Raw genomic sequence first — 15,744 nt, 5'->3', positions numbered from 1 at the left:
CCCCAGGAGCCCTCATGACCATGCAGACCCCGCTGTCCCCCGACACGGACCAGCCCGTGCCCGGCCCCGCCACCGCGGCCACGCGCGTGCACCACCGCGTCGGATCCATGCGCCGCACCGAGCGCATGTACTACGCGTTCATCATCCCCACGCTCGTGCTCTTCACGGCGTTCGTCGTGGCACCGGCATGCGTCGGCATCTTCTACAGCTTCACGGACTACCTCGGCTTCGGTCGGTGGAAGTTCCTGGGGCTGGAGAACTACCGCGCCCTGGTGTCCGACCCGTCGATCCTCGGCTCGTACGGGTTCACGCTCGGGTTCGCCGTCGTGACGGTCATCGTCACGCAGGTGATCGCGCTCTCGCTGGCCATCGCGCTCACCAAGCGCGTGAAGTTCGCCGCCGGGCTCCGCTCGGTGTTCGTCATCCCGATGGTCGTGTCCGGCATCATCGTCGCCTACGTCTTCAACTACCTGTTCTCGAACACGCTGCCGGCCCTGGCGACCTCGGTCGGGTTCGCACCGCTCGAGCAGAGCATCCTCGGTGACCCGAACCTCGCCTGGGTCTCGATCGTGATCGTCTCCGCCTGGCAGACCGTGCCCGGGGCGCTCCTGGTCTACACGGCCGGCCTCACCTCGATCCCGACGGACCTGTACGAGGCCAGCGCCCTCGACGGCGCCGGCGCGTGGAAGCAGCTGCGCTCGATCACCCTGCCGCTCATCAGCGGGTTCATCGTCATCAACACGGTGCTCGGCGTGAAGGGCTACCTCGGGGCGTACGACGTCATCGTCGGCCTGACCGGCGGTGGCCCCGGCACCGCGACCAGCAGCGTCGCGATGACGATCTTCAGCGGCTTCACCGGTGGCGACTACGCCTACCAGATGGCCAACGCGACCGTCTTCTTCATCATCACCGTCCTCATCTCCGTGCTGCAGCTCGCGGCGACCCGCGGAAGGAACCTGCGACTCGCATGACCGCCCTCGACACCCGCACCCCAGCCCAGCGCCCATCGACGACGTCCGGACCCGACCAGCCACCGCGTCGGCGCCGCGGACGCCTGGGCGGGACCAACTGGGTCCTGACCACGGTCCTGGCCATCGCCTCCTTGACGGTACTCGTCCCGCTCTTCGTGACGGTCGCCATGGCGTTCAAGACGAGCGCGCAGTCCGTCGACGGCAACGCGCTGTCCCTGCCGAACCCGTTCAACCCGGCGAGCTTCGCCGAGGCGTGGCAGCTCACCCGCTTCCCCGTGTCGTTCTCGGTCTCGCTCGGGGTCGCGGCACTGACCGTGGTGGCCACCCTGCTGCTCAGCTCGTTCGCGTCCTACGCGATCGTCCGGAACTGGCACCGACGCTTCTTCCGCTGGTCGTTCGTCTACCTGCTCGCCGCGATGTTCCTGCCGTTCCCGGTGATCGCGCTCCCGCAGATCAAGCTGACGGCCGAGATCGGGCTCGACAACCCGTTCGGCGTCGGCATCCTGCACGCCATGTTCCAGCTGTCGTTCTCGGTGCTGCTGTACTCGGCCTACCTCAGGTCGATCCCGGTCGAGCTCGAGGAGAGCGCCCGCATCGACGGGGCGAGCACGTGGCAGATCTTCTGGCAGATCATCCTGCCGCTGCTCGCGCCGATGAACGCCACGGTCGGCATCTTCGCGTTCCTGGCGTCCTGGAACGACTTCATGCTGCCGTCGCTCATCACCGCTGACCCGACCCTGCAGACGCTGCCGGTGGTGCAGAACATCTTCCAGAGCAAGTTCGGCACGAACTACAACGTCGCCTTCGCCTCGTACCTGATGGCGATGGCGCCGACGATCATCGTCTACCTGTTCGCCCAGCGCTGGGTGATCAGCGGCGTGACCCAGGGAGCGGTGAAGAACTGATGACCGACCAGACGACCCAGGCCGACGCGGCCAGCCAGACCGACGCGACCGACCAGACGACGGCGACCGCCGACGTCATCCGCCCCTTCCCCGGCTCCGCCCCGCGCGCGGACCCGGCGGCGGTGACCACGGGCGAGCACTGGCGTGTGACGGTCCTCGGCGACGGCCTGTTCCGCGTCGAGTGGAGCGAGGACGGCGGATTCGAGGACCGCGCCTCGACCTTCACCCTCCGCCGCGACCTGCCCGTCCCCGAGCACACCGTCGTCCGCGTCGGCAGCGGGGTCGAGGTCACCACGGCACGGGCCCGGCTCCGCTACGACGGCCAGGCGTTCTCCCCCGGCGGCTTCGTCGTCGAGACGTTCGGACCCGACGCGAACCGCTGGCGCTGGGGACAGCCCGCGCGGGACCTCGGCGGCACGGGCAGGACCCTCGACGACGTCGACGGTCGGATGCCCTTCGAGCAGGGACTCCTGGCGCGCGACGGCATCACCGTGCTCGACGACTCCGAGTCGTTCCTGTTCGAGGACGACGGCTGGATCGGCACCCGCGTGCCCGGCCGCCGGGACGTCACGGTCTTCGCCCACGGGCGCGACTACACCGCGGCCATCCAGGCGTACTACGCCCTGTCCGGGGCGCCGTCGCTGCTCCCCCGCTGGGCGCTCGGCAACTGGTGGAGCCGCTACCACCCGTACTCGGACACCGAGTACCTGGCGCTGATGGACCGGTTCGCCGAGGAGTCCCTGCCGTTCTCCGTCGCCGTGATCGACATGGACTGGCACCGCGTGGACTCCGTGCCGGAGCGCTTCGGCAACGGCTGGACCGGGTACTCGTGGGAGCCCGAGCTGATCCCGGACCCGGCAGCGTTCCTCGGGGAGCTGCACCGCCGCGGGATGCGCACGACGCTGAACCTGCACCCCGCCGACGGCGTCCGGGCGTTCGAGGACGCCTACCCCGCGATGGCCGAGGCGATGGGCATCGACCCGGCGACGGAGACCCCGATCCCGTTCGACCCGACCGACCCGACGTTCCTCCGCGCGTACTTCGCCGTGCTGCACCGTCCGCTCGAGGAGCAGGGCGTCGACTTCTGGTGGATCGACTGGCAGCAGGGCCGCACGACGAGCCTGCCCGGCGTCGACCCGCTCTGGCTGTTGAACCACTTCCACCACCTGGACTCCGCGCGCGACGGCGGCGCGGGCATGACGTTCTCGCGCTACGCCGGGCCGGGCAGTCACCGCTACGCCGTCGGGTTCTCCGGCGACGCCGTGGTGTCGTGGGCGTCGCTCGCATTCCAGCCGGAGTTCACCGCGACTGCCGCGAACATCGGCTACGGCTGGTGGAGCCACGACGTCGGCGGGCACACCCGCGGCGTCCGCGACGACGAGCTCGCGACCCGCTGGGTGCAGTTCGGGGTGTTCTCGCCGATCATGCGGCTGCACTCCGCGAACAACCCGTTCATCCGCAAGGAGCCGTGGGCGTTCCCGGCCGAGGCACGCGCGGCGATGGGCGACGCCCTGCGCTTCCGCCACCGCCTGGTGCCGTACCTGCACACGATGAACCACCGCGCCGCTGCTGGCACCCCGCTCGTCCGGCCGCTCTACCACCTCGAGCCGCACCGCGACGAGGCGTACCGCGCGCCGAACGTCTATGCCTTCGGCAGCGAGCTCGTCGTCGCGCCGATCGTCGAGCCGCGCGACCCGTCGACACTGCTCGGACGCGCCCGGGCCTGGCTGCCGCCGGGCAGCTGGACGGACGTCTTCACCGGCACGACGTACGCCGGTGACCGCTGGGTGGACCTGCACCGCGGGCTCGACGGCGTCCCAGTGCTGCTCCGCGCCGGTGGCGTGCTGCCCCTGGCCGCCGGGGACGAGGTCGACGCCACCGTCAACCCGACCTCGTTCGAGGTGCTCGTCGCCCCCGGCACCTCGGGCTCGTTCACCCTGGTCGAGGACCGGGAGGGCGACCCCGCTTCGACCTGCACCACGAGGCTGTCCTGGGACGCGGACACGGCGACGTTCCGCATCGACGCCGCCGAGGGCGACCGCACGGCCGTCCCGACGGCGCGGCACTGGCGCGTGACGTTCCTGGCGGCACCGGCACCCGGACAGCACGTGGACGTCCAGGGGCACGACCGGTTCTCGGTCGACGTCACGGCCGACACCGCCACGGGGGCGTCCGTCACGCTCGCCGGCACGCCCACGGTCGGGCTCGACGCCCGCGACGCCGTCCGCCAGGTGCTGGAACGCGCACAGGTCGGCAACCCGGAGAAGCTCGAGGCGTGGACCCTGCTGGCCCGCGACACCCCGCGCGCGGACCGGATCGCGGAGCTCGAGACCGTCGGCCTGCCCGACCCGCTCCGCGCCGCCCTGGTCGAGCTGCTGGGGAGCGTCCACCCCACGGCCTGACGGACGGGAGGCTCGGCCCGGGCCCGCCCCGCACGCTGCGGACCGCGAGCGGCGGGGCGGGCCGGTGCCGAGCCTCCTGGCCGTGTCGGTGCCCGACCACGTGCCGTGGCGGGCCCGGCAGGCGGGCGGTCAGTCCACGGAACCGTCCGGGTACGGTGCGCTCTCGCCGACGAGCAGACGGTGCCCGACCGACACGGTCCGCCCGGGGCCGTCGTGGCCGTCCATCCGCTCGAACAGCAGCGTCAGGGCCGTCTCCGCGAGCGCGACGGTGTCCGGTGCGACCGAGGTCAGGCTCGGGACCAGGCTGGCGGCGAGCCCGATGGCGTCCCAGCCGACCACGGCGACGTCGCGCGGGGCCTCGAGGCCGCGCAGCCGCATGGCGCGGAGGGCACCGACGGCGGCGAGGTCGTCGCGGCAGACCAGGCCGTCGATGACCAGGCCGTCGTCGAGCGCCCGGCCGAAGGACTCCTCGGCGCCGCGGGCGTCGCCGACCTCACGTGCGACGAGCAGGTGGTCGTCGACGGGAACGCCTGCACGCTCGAGGCCGAGGTGGTACCCCTCGAGCCGGAACGCCGAGGTGCGCGAGGCCGGACCGACCTCGTGCCCGAGGAACCCGATCCGGCGGCGACCGAGAGCCACGAGGTGGTCGACGGCCTCGGCGGCGGCGCGGACGTTGTCGATCGCGACCTGGTCGGCGTGTTCGGGCGGGACGTCCTCGCCGAGGAACACGACGGCGGTGTCCCCGCGGATCGCGTCGATCTCCGCCGGCGTCATGATCTGCGGGTGGATGACGACGCCGTCGACCACGCCGGCCTCACGCCCGCGGACGGCCGAACGCTCGCCGTCCGCCGCACCGCCGGTCTCCTCGAGCAGCAGCTGGTAGCCGTGCTGCACCGCGACGCGGGAGAACACGTGCGCGAGCTCGGCGAAGTACGGCCGGCGGAGGTCGGGGAACGCGAACGCGAGCATGTTCGAGCGTCCGGTCGCCAGGCTGCGGCCGGACACGTTCGGCCGGTACCCGAGCTCGTCGACCGCGGCCTGCACCCGGTCGCGCATCGGCGTGCTGACGTGCCGGTAGCCCCGCACCACGTTGGACACGGTCTTCATCGAAACGCCCGCGTGGTCGGCGACGTCCTGCAGCGTGACCTTGCCCATCGGGTCACCGTACCGTTGACGGGCGATTTACAGCGCTGTAAATTACGGGCATGAGTTCCGTCATCGACGACGTCGCCGTCGCCGCCCCTGCCGCTCCCCCGCTCGCCAGTCGTCAGGACGGCACCCACCCGCGGCCGCAGCTGCTGCGGGGCGCCTGGGCCGACCTCACCGGGACGTGGGACTTCCGCCACGACGACGAGGACGCGGGCACGGACGCCGGCTGGGCGCAGGGCTTCCCCGACGCGCGGGACATCGTCGTGCCGTTCCCGCCGGAGTCCCCCGCGTCGGGCATCGGCGACACCGGGTTCCACCCCGTGGTCTGGTACGCCAGGACCATCCGCACGGAGGACCTCGTCGCCGCCGGCCACGGGACGGACCGCCCGCGGCTGCTGCTGCACTTCGGCGCCGTCGACCACCGAGCGCGGGTGTGGGTCGACGGCCAGTTCGTCGGCGAGCACGAGGGCGGCCACACGCCCTTCACGTTCGACGTCACCGACGTGCTGCGCGGCAACGGCGCCGGTGCCGGCACGGGTGCGGGCGCGCTGGTCACCGAGCACCGGCTCGTCGTCCGTGCCGAGGACGACCCGCACGACCTCACCCAGCCCCGCGGCAAGCAGGACTGGCACCAGGACGCCCACGCGATCTGGTACCGCCGGACCACCGGCATCTGGCAGACCGTGTGGCTCGAGGCCGTGCCCACCGCGTCCGTCGCCACGCTCCGCTGGACCCCGGCCGGGCCGACCGCGGTCGACCTGAGCGTCCGGCTCCGCGGGCGTCCGCCCGTCGGGGCCCGGCTGCGCGTCGCACTGCGGTTCGACGAGCGCGACGAGGACCTCGGCACGACCGAGTTCGACGCGGCCTCGCACCACCCGACGCTCGACGTGACGGTGCCGATCGGCCGGCAGCGCAACGGCCAGGCGGAGGACGAGCTGACCTGGTCCCCCGAGCGACCCCGGCTCGTCGACGCCACCCTGGAGCTCCTCGACGCTGACGGCCGAGCACTCGACACGGTCACGAGCTACCTCGGCGTCCGCACCGTCGGGGTCGGCGGCGGCCGGTTCCTGCTGAACCACCACCCGTACGACGTCCGCAGCGTGCTCGACCAGGCGTTCTGGCCCGAGTCCCACCTGGCCGCCCCGGAGCCGCTCGCCCACCGCCGCGAGGTCGAGCTCATCAAGGACCTCGGCTTCACGGCCGCCCGGGTGCACCAGAAGATGGAGGACCCGCGCTTCCTGTACTGGGCCGACCGACTCGGGCTGCTCGTCTGGGCCGAGGCCCCCGGCGCCTACGAGTTCTCCCCCGTCGCCGTCCAGCGGCTGACGGCCGAGTGGATCGCGGTCGTCGAGCGGGACGCCTCGCACCCGTCGATCGCCACCTGGGTGCCGTTCAACGAGTCGTGGGGCATCCAGCACGTCGTCGACGACCCCGCGCAGCAGGCCTACGCCAGGGCCCTCACCGACCTGACGCGGGCGCTCGACCCGTCCCGCCCGGTGATCACGAACGACGGGTGGGAGCAGCAGCACACCGACATCGTCACGATCCACGACTACGAGGGCGACGGCCCCCGCCTCGCCGCCACCTACGCCGACGACGCCGCACGGACGGCCGCGGTCTCGGGCATCGCACCGTCCGGGCACTTCCAGTTCGTCGGCGGGGCGTCCGACGTGGGGCAGCCCGTGATGTTGACCGAGTTCGGGGGCGTCGACTACCAGCCAGGGTCGAAGCGCGAGGACGGGTGGGGCTACACCTCGGCCACCGACGGCGACGACTGGGTCGCCCGCATCACCGCGCTGTACGACGCCGTGCGTGCGAGCTCGTTCCTCGCCGGGTCCTGCTGGACGCAGCTGACCGACACCATGCAGGAGACCAACGGCCTGCTGAACGCCGACCGCACCCCGAAGGTCCCGATCGAGCAGATCCGGCGCGCGGTCACGGGGCGCTAGCCGGGCGACTCACGCGAGGGTGAGGAGCCAGTCGCGGGGGGCCGCCTGGTACTCGGGCGGCATCGCCTCGCCGGCGGCGTCGATCGCCCGCTGCCAGCTCAGCGCCCGCGGCACGACGGCCAGCCGGGTCGCGAGGCCGACGATGTGCTGCACGTCCGGGTCCTCGGCAGCGCCGGACTCGTCGAAGAACGTGTCGAGGTAGGCCGCCATCGCGCCCGGTACCTCCTGCTGCCCGGCGACGAGCAGGCTGAGGAACGGGTGCGACACGCAGGCGTCGCCCCAGTCGAACGGCACCGCGCCGGCGGCGAAGGCGTTGCCGTCGTGCAGGTCGCCGTGGTCGAGGGTCGCCATCGGCAGCAGTTCGTCGAGCTCGGCCGCCAGGTCGCGCAGCACGGACACGAACTCGGGCCGCTCGGGCACCCAGCGCGTCACGGCCTCGGCGGCAGCGTCGGGCAGCACGGGCAGCCGGAGGTCGGGCACGCCGGCGCGCACCAGGTCCTCGGCAGCCGCGGGTTCGGTCGCCCACTGCACCTCGGCGTAGTGCCGCATGACCTCGAGCCAGCGGGCGTCGCGGTCGGGTGCCGTCCGGACGACCGGTCCGCCGTCCGGCAGCAGCACGTGGGCGCCCTCGACGGCGACGGGGCGCTGCACGTGCGGGACCCCGTGCAGGGCCAGGACCTCCAGCAGCGCGGGCTCCGGCGAGACCCCGGCGGGCGCGGTCTTCAGGAACAGGTCGCCCGACGCAGCACCACCAGCGACGGCGTCGGCGGCTGCGGCTGCGTCCGTGCGCACCCGCCAGACCGTGCTCCACGCTCGGCTGTGCACCTCCTCGACCCCGAGCACCGCGTTCCCCTGCTCGGCGAGCACCTCGTGCGCCCACGCCACCGCGTCCGTCGCTCCGTCGTCCTGCCCGCGGTCCGTGTCCATCCCGACACCGTATTGCAGCTCGCAGCATGACGAATCCGGTCCGCGATCCCCGAGGGGAGCGAACCGGATCCGTCACCGCGCGGGAGGAAGTCCTACTTGTAGACCGCCGCCTGGCCGTAGAGCACGTTCGTGAACGAGGACACGTACGCGCTCTCGTCCCCACCCGGCAGGTTGTACGTCATGAACACGCCGTAGCCGTCGGCCTTCGTGCGCTGCGCGAGCGTCACGGCCGTCGCCTGCGGGGTGTTCTGGATGTCGACCGCCGCCGCGGAGATCTTCGACTTCGGCAGGCCCGGGATCGTCGGCGCCGTGTAGGTGCCGTAGTAGGGGTTCCAGGCGTAGTCGAGCTTCTTCCCGATCGACGGGTTCGCGGTCTTCAGGGCGTCGGACGACGGGCCGATGTCGTAGAACGAGATCAGCTTGCCGGGCATGTCCGCCCGCAGGGCCGAGACGAGCCAGCCGATCGACTGCTCGTTCGGCTGCGGGGTGCCGTTGACGCCGTAGTCCGAGTACTCGTCGTCGAGGTCGACGCCGTCGAGCCCGTACTGCTTCACCGTCGCCGCGACCTGCGCCGCGAAGTCCCGCGCCGCGGCCTTCGAGGTGAAGTTGGCGAGCCCGGCACCCTGGTGGTTCCCGAGCACCGAGAGCGAGACCTTGATGCCCTTGGCCTGCAGCGGCCGGATCTGCGTCGCCGCCTGGTCCAGCGTGCGCTGCACGTTCTCGTTCTCCACGAGCACGGCCTTGCCGTCCTCGTAGTTGATGTTCGCGGCGAAGATGATCGCCACATCGAACGCGTTCGCGCCGTTCGCCAACGTGTACCGGCCGACGTTCGCCAGCTCGTCGTTGTTGACCTCGACGTACGCGATGCTCGTCGGACCCGACTTCGTCGGAGCGGCGTGCCCCGGCCGCCCGTGGCCGTGCCCAGCGCCGTGTCCGTGCCCAGCGCTGTGCCCGTGGCCCTGCCCGTGGCCCTGCGTCGCCGCGGGGGTGGCCGACGCGGCGGCCGGCACCATCGGCACCGCCACCATCGCCACGAGTGCCGCGACGATCCCGATCTTCATGGACTTCTTCATGTCACTCCTCGTCGAGCGGTTGTGCGACGACGGATGCCGTCGCGTGCCCACGGCGGACGCCGCGGACCCGCCGTCGGGACACCCGAGGTCCCGACGACGGGTGTCTCAGATCCGCGGGAAGCGGAAGGTCCTGACCTCGAACGCGTCGACCGGGAACGCGGCCACCCCGTCGGTGACCGCCGCGACGCCCGGCAGCGCCGGGTCGCGCTCCTCGAGCAGGGTCACCTCGACCGGCTCGCCGAAGGGCCCGTCGACCGCCAGGCCACCGGTGCCCCGGCGTCCGGACGGCTCGTACACGCGCACGACCAGGTCGCCCGAGCGGTCGTCGGCGAGCTTGACGCTCGACACCACCACGTCGCCGGAGGCCTGCACGAGCGGCCCGAAGCCCGACCCGCCCGTGACCGTCCGCGCGCTCGTGTTCATCAGGATGCCGGCCGTGGTCGCACCGATGACGTCCGTCCCCACGACCAGCCCGTACCGGTGCGTCTGCACGCCCTGGTCGGTCTCGGGGTCGGGGAACCGCGGTGCCCGGAGCAGGGAGAGCCGGAGCGTCGTCGTCACGTGTCCGTCGACCGAGTCGCGCGTGACGTCGAACCCGTGGATCGAGTCGTTCACCAGGGCGACGCCGAAGCCGGGCTCCTCGACGAGCACGTAGCGGTGCATCGAGGTCTCGAACTTGGCGGCCTCCCACGAGGTGTTCGTGTGGGTCACCCGCTTCTGCGCGCCGAACTGGGTCTCCGCGATGGTGTGCTCGGCGCGGACGTCGAGCGGGAACGCCACCTTGAGGAACTTCTCGGTCTCGTGCCAGTCGGTCGTCTGGTCGAACTCGAGCGTCCGCGACCCGGGCTCGAGCACGATCTCCTGCGTCACGGTCGACTCGCCGAAGGCCCGGGACACGACGACCCGGGCGACACCGGCGGCATCGACGGACGAGTCGATCGACGTCACCGACACCAGGTCCTCGACCCGGTTGCGGTAGTAGCGGTCGACGTCCCACGCGTCCCACATGTTCGGGAAGTCCTGGTGCAGCTGCAGCAGGTTCGCGACCTGACCCGGGGCGATCGCCTCGCGGCCGGTGGCCAGGTCCACGGCGCTCGTGACGAGCCCGCGGGCGTCGACGACGACGCGCACCAGCTCGTTCGTCAGCACGAACCCGCCGTCGGCCTCGGTCAGCGTGACCGGGGTCGTGGCCTGCAGGTCGGAGGTCAGGACCGCGCTCTGCGCGAGGGCACCGCCCTGGAGGCTCGGGGCCGGGTTCACGACGATCGTGCGGTCCCCGTTCCCAGCGAGGGCCGACAGGGCGGAGGCGATGAGGGCCTCCAGGCGGTCCGCGATCTCCGCGTACCGCTCGACGGCCTCGCGGTGCACCCATGCGATCGAGGTGCCCGGCAGGATGTCGTGGAACTGCTGCAGCAGGACCTGCTGCCACAGCGCGTCGAGCTCGTCGTACGGGTACGTGAAGTCGGTGCGGGCGGCGGCGGTCGCTGCCCAGAGCTCGGCCTCGACGAGCAGGTGCTCGCTGCGGCGGTTGCCCTGCTTGGTCTGGTGCTGGCTGGTCAGGGTGGCCCGGTGCAGCTCGAGGTAGAGCTCGCCGACCCACACGGGCGGGTGCTCCAGCTCGGACTTCGCCCGGTCGAAGAACGCGTCCGGGTGTTCCCACGTCACGCGGGCGCTGCCCTCGAGGTCCGCCAGGCGTGCGGCCGTGCCGGTCATCTCGCGCGTGGTGCCGCCGCCGCCGTCGCCCCAGCCGACCGGGGCGATCGAACCGGACGCCAGACGGTTCTCGCGGAACTGGCGCGAGGCCTTCGCGACCTCGGACCCGGACAGCCGCGAGTTGTAGGTGTCCATCGACGGGAAGTGCGAGAACACCCGCGACCCGTCGATGCCCTCCCAGAGGAACGTGTGGTGCGGGAACTTGTTCACCTGGTTCCAGGAGATCTTCTGCGTGAAGAACCACTCGAACCCGGCACGGCGCATCAGCTGCGGGAGCGCCGGCGAGTACCCGAAGCTGTCGGGCAGCCACACGCCCTTCGGCCGGATGCCGAACTCGCGCTCGAAGAAGCGCTGGCCCTGCGAGAACTGCCGGACGATGCTCTCGCCGGTCGGCATCACGGTGTCGGACTCGACCCACATCCCGCCGAGCGGCAGGAACCGACCAGCGGCGACGGCGGCCTTGACCTTCGCGTAGACCTCGGGGCGGTGCTCCTTGATCCAGGCGTACTGCTGCGCGCTGGACATGCCGTAGAGGAAGTCGTCGGTCTGGTCGATGAGCTCGGTCATGCTCGAGGTGGTGCGCGCGACCTTGCGGATCGTCTCGCGCACGGGCCAGAGCCAGGCGGAGTCGATGTGCGCGTGGCCGACGGCGGAGATCCGGTGCGCGGAGGCCTCGGCGGGGGCGGCGAGCACCTCGGCGAGCGCGGCGCGGGCGTCGGGGGCCGTCTCGGCGATGTGCTGCAGGTCGAGGGCGTCGAGCGCGTCGTCGAGGGCCTGCAGGATGCGCATGCGGCGCGGGCCCTGGGGCAGCTCCTCCTGCAGCTCGAGCAGCACGTCGATGTCGAGCGCGAGCTCGTGCACGGCGGACTCGAACACGGCGAGGTCCATCCGCCGCGACGTGTAGAGCCGCTTCGACGACGAGGTCTGGATGTCGCCCTCCTGCGTCACGAGGAAGGGGTGGTAGTCGAGCAGCACGGGGTTCGACGCCGCCTCGACGAAGAACTCGACGGTCTCCCCGCCGACGGCTTCCTCGGCGATGAGCACCCACTGGTTGCGCGGGTTGATCGACTTCACCGGGGAGCCGTCGGCGAGGTACACCAGGCCCTCGCACTGGAAGCCCGGCATGTTCTTGTCGAACCCGAGGTCGATGACGGCCTCGACGCGGCGGCCGGCCCAGGCGACCGGGACGGTGCCGGAGAGCCGGAACCAGGTCGTGCCCCACGCGGCGCCCCACGGCGTGCCGACCTCGTACGGCTCGAACGTCAGCGCGAGCCCCTCGGCCGGGGCGACCGGCTCACCGGGCAGCTCGTGCCAGGCGGTGTCGAGCGGGGTCGCGGTGGCGTGCACCGCCGGGGTGATGCGCTCGTCGAGGACCCGTCGTGCGCGGCCGATGGTGAGGGGGATGTCGTCGTGCATGGTGCCTTCCGGGGCTGGGGAGGGTCAGGGCATGGTCGCGGGGTGCGCGACCGAGATCGGGGTGTGTGCGGTGTCCGCGTCGCGGTCGGTCGGCACGTCCATCGTGCTCGTGACCCCGCGGGCGGCCAACAGGTCCGTGTCGCCGAGGCGGGAGCGCAGGACGACCTGCGGGCCGACGCCGTGCTCCTCGGCGACGGCGAGCCACGCGGCGGCGAAGCGTCCACCGGGGGCGCAGTCGGCGCGGACACCGTCGAGGGGTGCGCCGTCCGGGGCGACGTCGTCGAGGACGAGCCCGACGGTCGGCCCGGCCGGAGCCCGGTACGCGCCGTCGCCGAACGCGGTGGCCATGGCACGGAATCGCTCCCCCGTCGGCTTCACCCGGCCGTCGTTCGTCAGGAGGCCGAGGTCGTACTCGAGCTCCGGGAAGTCGGCGAGGGACCGCGACACGTCGTGGGAGCACCACCACGTGACGCCGAGCAGGTGCTGCACGTCGAGGGCGTGCCGGATGGTCTGCTCGGTGAACGACGGGGCGTCGGCGACGTCGACCACGTTGGTCGGGGCGCCGACCTCCTGCAGCCAGTTCGGCCGGGCGGCGTCACGGTTCCAGGCGGCGGCGAGCTGCAGCAGGTACTCCCCGTGCCGCACGGACCCGGCTCCGAGGGCGCCGTGCACCTTCGCGGAGCCGTTGAACACCCACGAGTGCGTGACGGTGGCGTCACCGTGCTCGGCCGCGTGCTCCGGCCCGAAGGGCTGGGCGTCGTCGTACCAGGCGGCGTCGTACTGGGCCACGGTGACCAGCGGCCCTGGAGCGGCCCCGCTGCCGGGGGCGACCGGTGCGTCGGAGCTGCGCCGGGCCTCCCGGCCGACGGACGCCAACCCGGACCGTGCCGCGGCGACCATCGCCGCTGCCCACGCGTGCCCCTGCTCCGCCGTGATGGCGTGCGGGGCCGGGTGCGGGGCGTGGGCGAACTGGTTGACCTCGTTGCCGATGGTGATGCCGAGCAGGTTCGGCCGGTCCGCGACCGCGGCGGCGAGGGCCTCGACGTACGCGGCCGTGGACGCGACGACGTCCGGGTCGGTGAACAGGTTGCGCCGGTGCCACGAGTCGAGCCAGGACGGCAGGAAGTCGAAGCTCGACAGGTGGCCCTGCAGGGCGTCGACGTTGACGTCGAGGCCGAACGAGCCCGCGATGTCGACGACCCGGGCGACGTCGGCGAGCGCCTGCGGCCGGATGAGCGTCCGGTTCGGCTGGACGACCGGCCAGAGCGGGAAGACCCGCACGTGGTCGGCGCCGAGTCCCGCGATCGCCTCGAGGTCCCGGGCGGTGTCGTCCGCCGAGAAGTCGAGCCAGGAGTGGAACCAGCCGACCGACGGTGTGTAGTTGACGCCGAACCGCATCAGCCCTTCACACCGCCCTCTTCGACGCCCTTGAAGAAGAAGCGCTGCAGGACGGCGAAGATCACGGCGATCGGGATGAACGCGATCATGGTGCCGGCCGCGATCAGGCGCTGGTCGGTGCCGAACGTGCCGCGCAGGTACTCGAGCCCGACGGTCAGCGTCAGCTTGTTTGGGGACTGCAGGACGATGAGCGGCCAGAGGAAGTCGTCCCACGCACCGATGAAGGCGAAGATCGCGATGACGGCGATCGTGCCCTGGACGGCGGGCAGCGAGATGTACCGCAGCCGCTGCCAGGCGTTCGCGCCGTCCATCACCGCCGCCTGGTCGATCTCATCGGGGATCTGCCGGAACGCGTTGAACATGAGCAGCACGTTGAGCGCCGCGATCATGCCGGGCAGGGCGACGCCGACCAGGTTGTCGGCGAGGCCGAGGTCCTTGACGGTGACGAACTGGGAGATGATCGTCGCCTCGCCGGGGAGCACGAGCGTGGCGAGGAACAGGCCGAGCACGGCCTTGCGAAAGCGCCACTGCAGCCGGGCGAGCGCGAACCCGGCGAGGGTCGCGAACACGATGTTCCCGAGGACGTCGATCGCGGCGACGATGAGCGAGTTGCCGATGTAGCCGAACACCGGGATCGCGTCGCCCACCCGGAGGTAGTTGCCGATCGTCGGTTGGCTCGGGATGAACGACGGGTTCGCCGTGTAGATGTCCTCCCCCGGGCCCTTCAGCGAGGTGGAGAGCTGCCAGAGGAACGGCCCGATCGTGATGAACAGCACCACGATGAGCAGGACGTAGCGGATCGCCTTCTCGCGGGTGGACATGACGCCCCAGACCACGCGGCGTCGCTTGCGGGGCGGCCGGGAGGCTCCCCCTCCGCCCGTCGCGCCGGTCACGTCCGGCGTCGGTGCGGCGGTGCCGGCGTTGCCGCCGAGGACCGGTTCGGTCGTCGTGTTCGTCATCGGTCCGCCTTGCTGTTCATCCGCGCGAGGGCGAGCATCGGGATGAGCGTCACGGCGAAGAGCAGGAGGCTCAGCGCGGACGCGTACCCGAGGTTGCCGGTGAACCCCCGTGCGTACTGCTGGATGAGCATGACGAGGGAGTTGTCCTGGCCGCCGGGGCCGCCCGTCCCGTTCGTCAGGATGTAGAGCTCGCTGAACACCCGGAGCGCGCTCACGCACACGAGGATGCCGACGAGGGTCAGGGTGCCGCGGACGCCGGGCATCGTGACCGACCAGAAGCGGCGGGCCGAGCCGGCGCCGTCGAGTGCCGCGGCCTCGTGCAGCTCCTTGCCGACGTTCCCGAGGGCCGCCAGGAAGATGATCATGTAGTACCCGAGGCCCTTCCAGACCGTCAGGCTGATCGCGCTGAACAGCAGCAGCCACCGGTCGGTGAGGAACGGGATGCTGCCCTGCACGATGCCGAGCGACTGTGCCATCTCGTTGATGACGCCGCGGTCGTCGAGGATCCAGTTCCAGATGAGCCCGACGACCACCGCGCTGGCGATGACCGGCGTGTAGTACGCCGTGCGGAAGAAGGCGATGCCGGGCAGCTTCTGCTGCACGAGCACGGCCATGAGGAGCGGGAGGACCGTCAGGAGCGGCAGGCAGATCGCCATGTAGATGACGCTGTTGAGCAGCGCCTCCCACACCTGCGGGTCGGCGAGCAGGGTCTGGAAGTTCTGCAGACCGACCCAGCGGCTGATCCCACCGAGCGGGCTGGCGTTCGTGAACGACAGCCGGACGGTGTTGATCGACGGCCAGAGGCTGAACGCGACGAGCCAGACGAGTGCCGGCAGGACGAGCAGCCACGGGGTGAACCAGCGGTTGGCGCGCATGGCGATC

General features: G+C 71.7%; 11 protein-coding genes. 4 read left to right on the top strand and 7 right to left on the bottom strand.

Annotated features, from left to right (window positions below; all coding sequences use genetic code 11):
- Positions 1-14: 14 nt before the first annotated feature.
- The 3 genes from ITJ68_RS08035 to ITJ68_RS08025 are packed head-to-tail and all read left to right on the top strand — an operon-like array spanning position 15 to position 4,278.
- Positions 15-971, top strand: a complete 957-nt coding sequence (locus ITJ68_RS08035) for a carbohydrate ABC transporter permease (RefSeq protein ID WP_194660708.1) — start codon at positions 15-17, stop codon at positions 969-971.
- The gene (locus tag ITJ68_RS08030; RefSeq protein WP_194660707.1) at positions 968-1,876 is read left to right on the top strand and encodes a carbohydrate ABC transporter permease; all 909 of its coding nucleotides are present in this window, start codon (positions 968-970) and stop codon (positions 1,874-1,876) included. The genes ITJ68_RS08035 and ITJ68_RS08030 overlap by 4 nt, the downstream gene beginning before the upstream one ends.
- The gene (locus ITJ68_RS08025) at positions 1,876-4,278 is read left to right on the top strand and encodes a TIM-barrel domain-containing protein (RefSeq protein ID WP_194660706.1); all 2,403 of its coding nucleotides are present in this window, start codon (positions 1,876-1,878) and stop codon (positions 4,276-4,278) included. The genes ITJ68_RS08030 and ITJ68_RS08025 overlap by 1 nt, the downstream gene beginning before the upstream one ends.
- Positions 4,279-4,407: 129 nt before the next feature.
- On the opposite strand, the gene ITJ68_RS08020 is transcribed toward ITJ68_RS08025, so the two are convergent.
- Positions 4,408-5,433 (bottom strand): LacI family DNA-binding transcriptional regulator, encoded by a 1,026-nt coding sequence (locus tag ITJ68_RS08020; RefSeq protein WP_194660705.1) that lies wholly within the window; start codon positions 5,431-5,433, stop codon positions 4,408-4,410.
- Between the two features lie 50 nt (positions 5,434-5,483).
- On the opposite strand from ITJ68_RS08020, the gene ITJ68_RS08015 reads away from it, so the two are divergent.
- Positions 5,484-7,376, top strand: a complete 1,893-nt coding sequence (locus ITJ68_RS08015) for a glycoside hydrolase family 2 protein (RefSeq protein WP_194660704.1) — start codon at positions 5,484-5,486, stop codon at positions 7,374-7,376.
- A 9-nt stretch (positions 7,377-7,385) separates the two neighbouring features.
- On the opposite strand, the gene ITJ68_RS08010 is transcribed toward ITJ68_RS08015, so the two are convergent.
- From ITJ68_RS08010 to ITJ68_RS07985, 6 genes are all read right to left on the bottom strand, one after another.
- Complete coding sequence (locus ITJ68_RS08010) at positions 7,386-8,303, bottom strand: hypothetical protein (protein ID WP_194660703.1); 918 nt, start codon at positions 8,301-8,303, stop codon at positions 7,386-7,388.
- 92 nt (positions 8,304-8,395) lie between these two features.
- The gene (locus ITJ68_RS08005) at positions 8,396-9,376 is read right to left on the bottom strand and encodes an endo-beta-N-acetylglucosaminidase H (protein ID WP_228504858.1); all 981 of its coding nucleotides are present in this window, start codon (positions 9,374-9,376) and stop codon (positions 8,396-8,398) included.
- A 105-nt stretch (positions 9,377-9,481) separates the two neighbouring features.
- The gene (locus ITJ68_RS08000; protein ID WP_194660702.1) at positions 9,482-12,505 is read right to left on the bottom strand and encodes an alpha-mannosidase; all 3,024 of its coding nucleotides are present in this window, start codon (positions 12,503-12,505) and stop codon (positions 9,482-9,484) included.
- 24 nt (positions 12,506-12,529) lie between these two features.
- On the bottom strand, positions 12,530-13,903 hold the full coding sequence (locus tag ITJ68_RS07995) for a glycoside hydrolase 5 family protein (protein ID WP_194660701.1): 1,374 nt from the start codon (positions 13,901-13,903) through the stop codon (positions 12,530-12,532).
- Positions 13,903-14,862 (bottom strand): carbohydrate ABC transporter permease, encoded by a 960-nt coding sequence (locus tag ITJ68_RS07990; RefSeq protein WP_228504857.1) that lies wholly within the window; start codon positions 14,860-14,862, stop codon positions 13,903-13,905. The genes ITJ68_RS07995 and ITJ68_RS07990 overlap by 1 nt, the downstream gene beginning before the upstream one ends.
- The gene (locus tag ITJ68_RS07985; protein ID WP_194660700.1) at positions 14,859-15,737 is read right to left on the bottom strand and encodes a carbohydrate ABC transporter permease; all 879 of its coding nucleotides are present in this window, start codon (positions 15,735-15,737) and stop codon (positions 14,859-14,861) included. The genes ITJ68_RS07990 and ITJ68_RS07985 overlap by 4 nt, the downstream gene beginning before the upstream one ends.
- Between the last annotated feature and the right edge of the window lie 7 nt (positions 15,738-15,744).

This window comes from Curtobacterium sp. VKM Ac-1395 (assembly GCF_015350975.1).
In the GTDB taxonomy this organism is placed as follows: domain Bacteria; phylum Actinomycetota; class Actinomycetes; order Actinomycetales; family Microbacteriaceae; genus Curtobacterium.
This window is presented reverse-complemented; position numbering and strand designations above follow the sequence as displayed.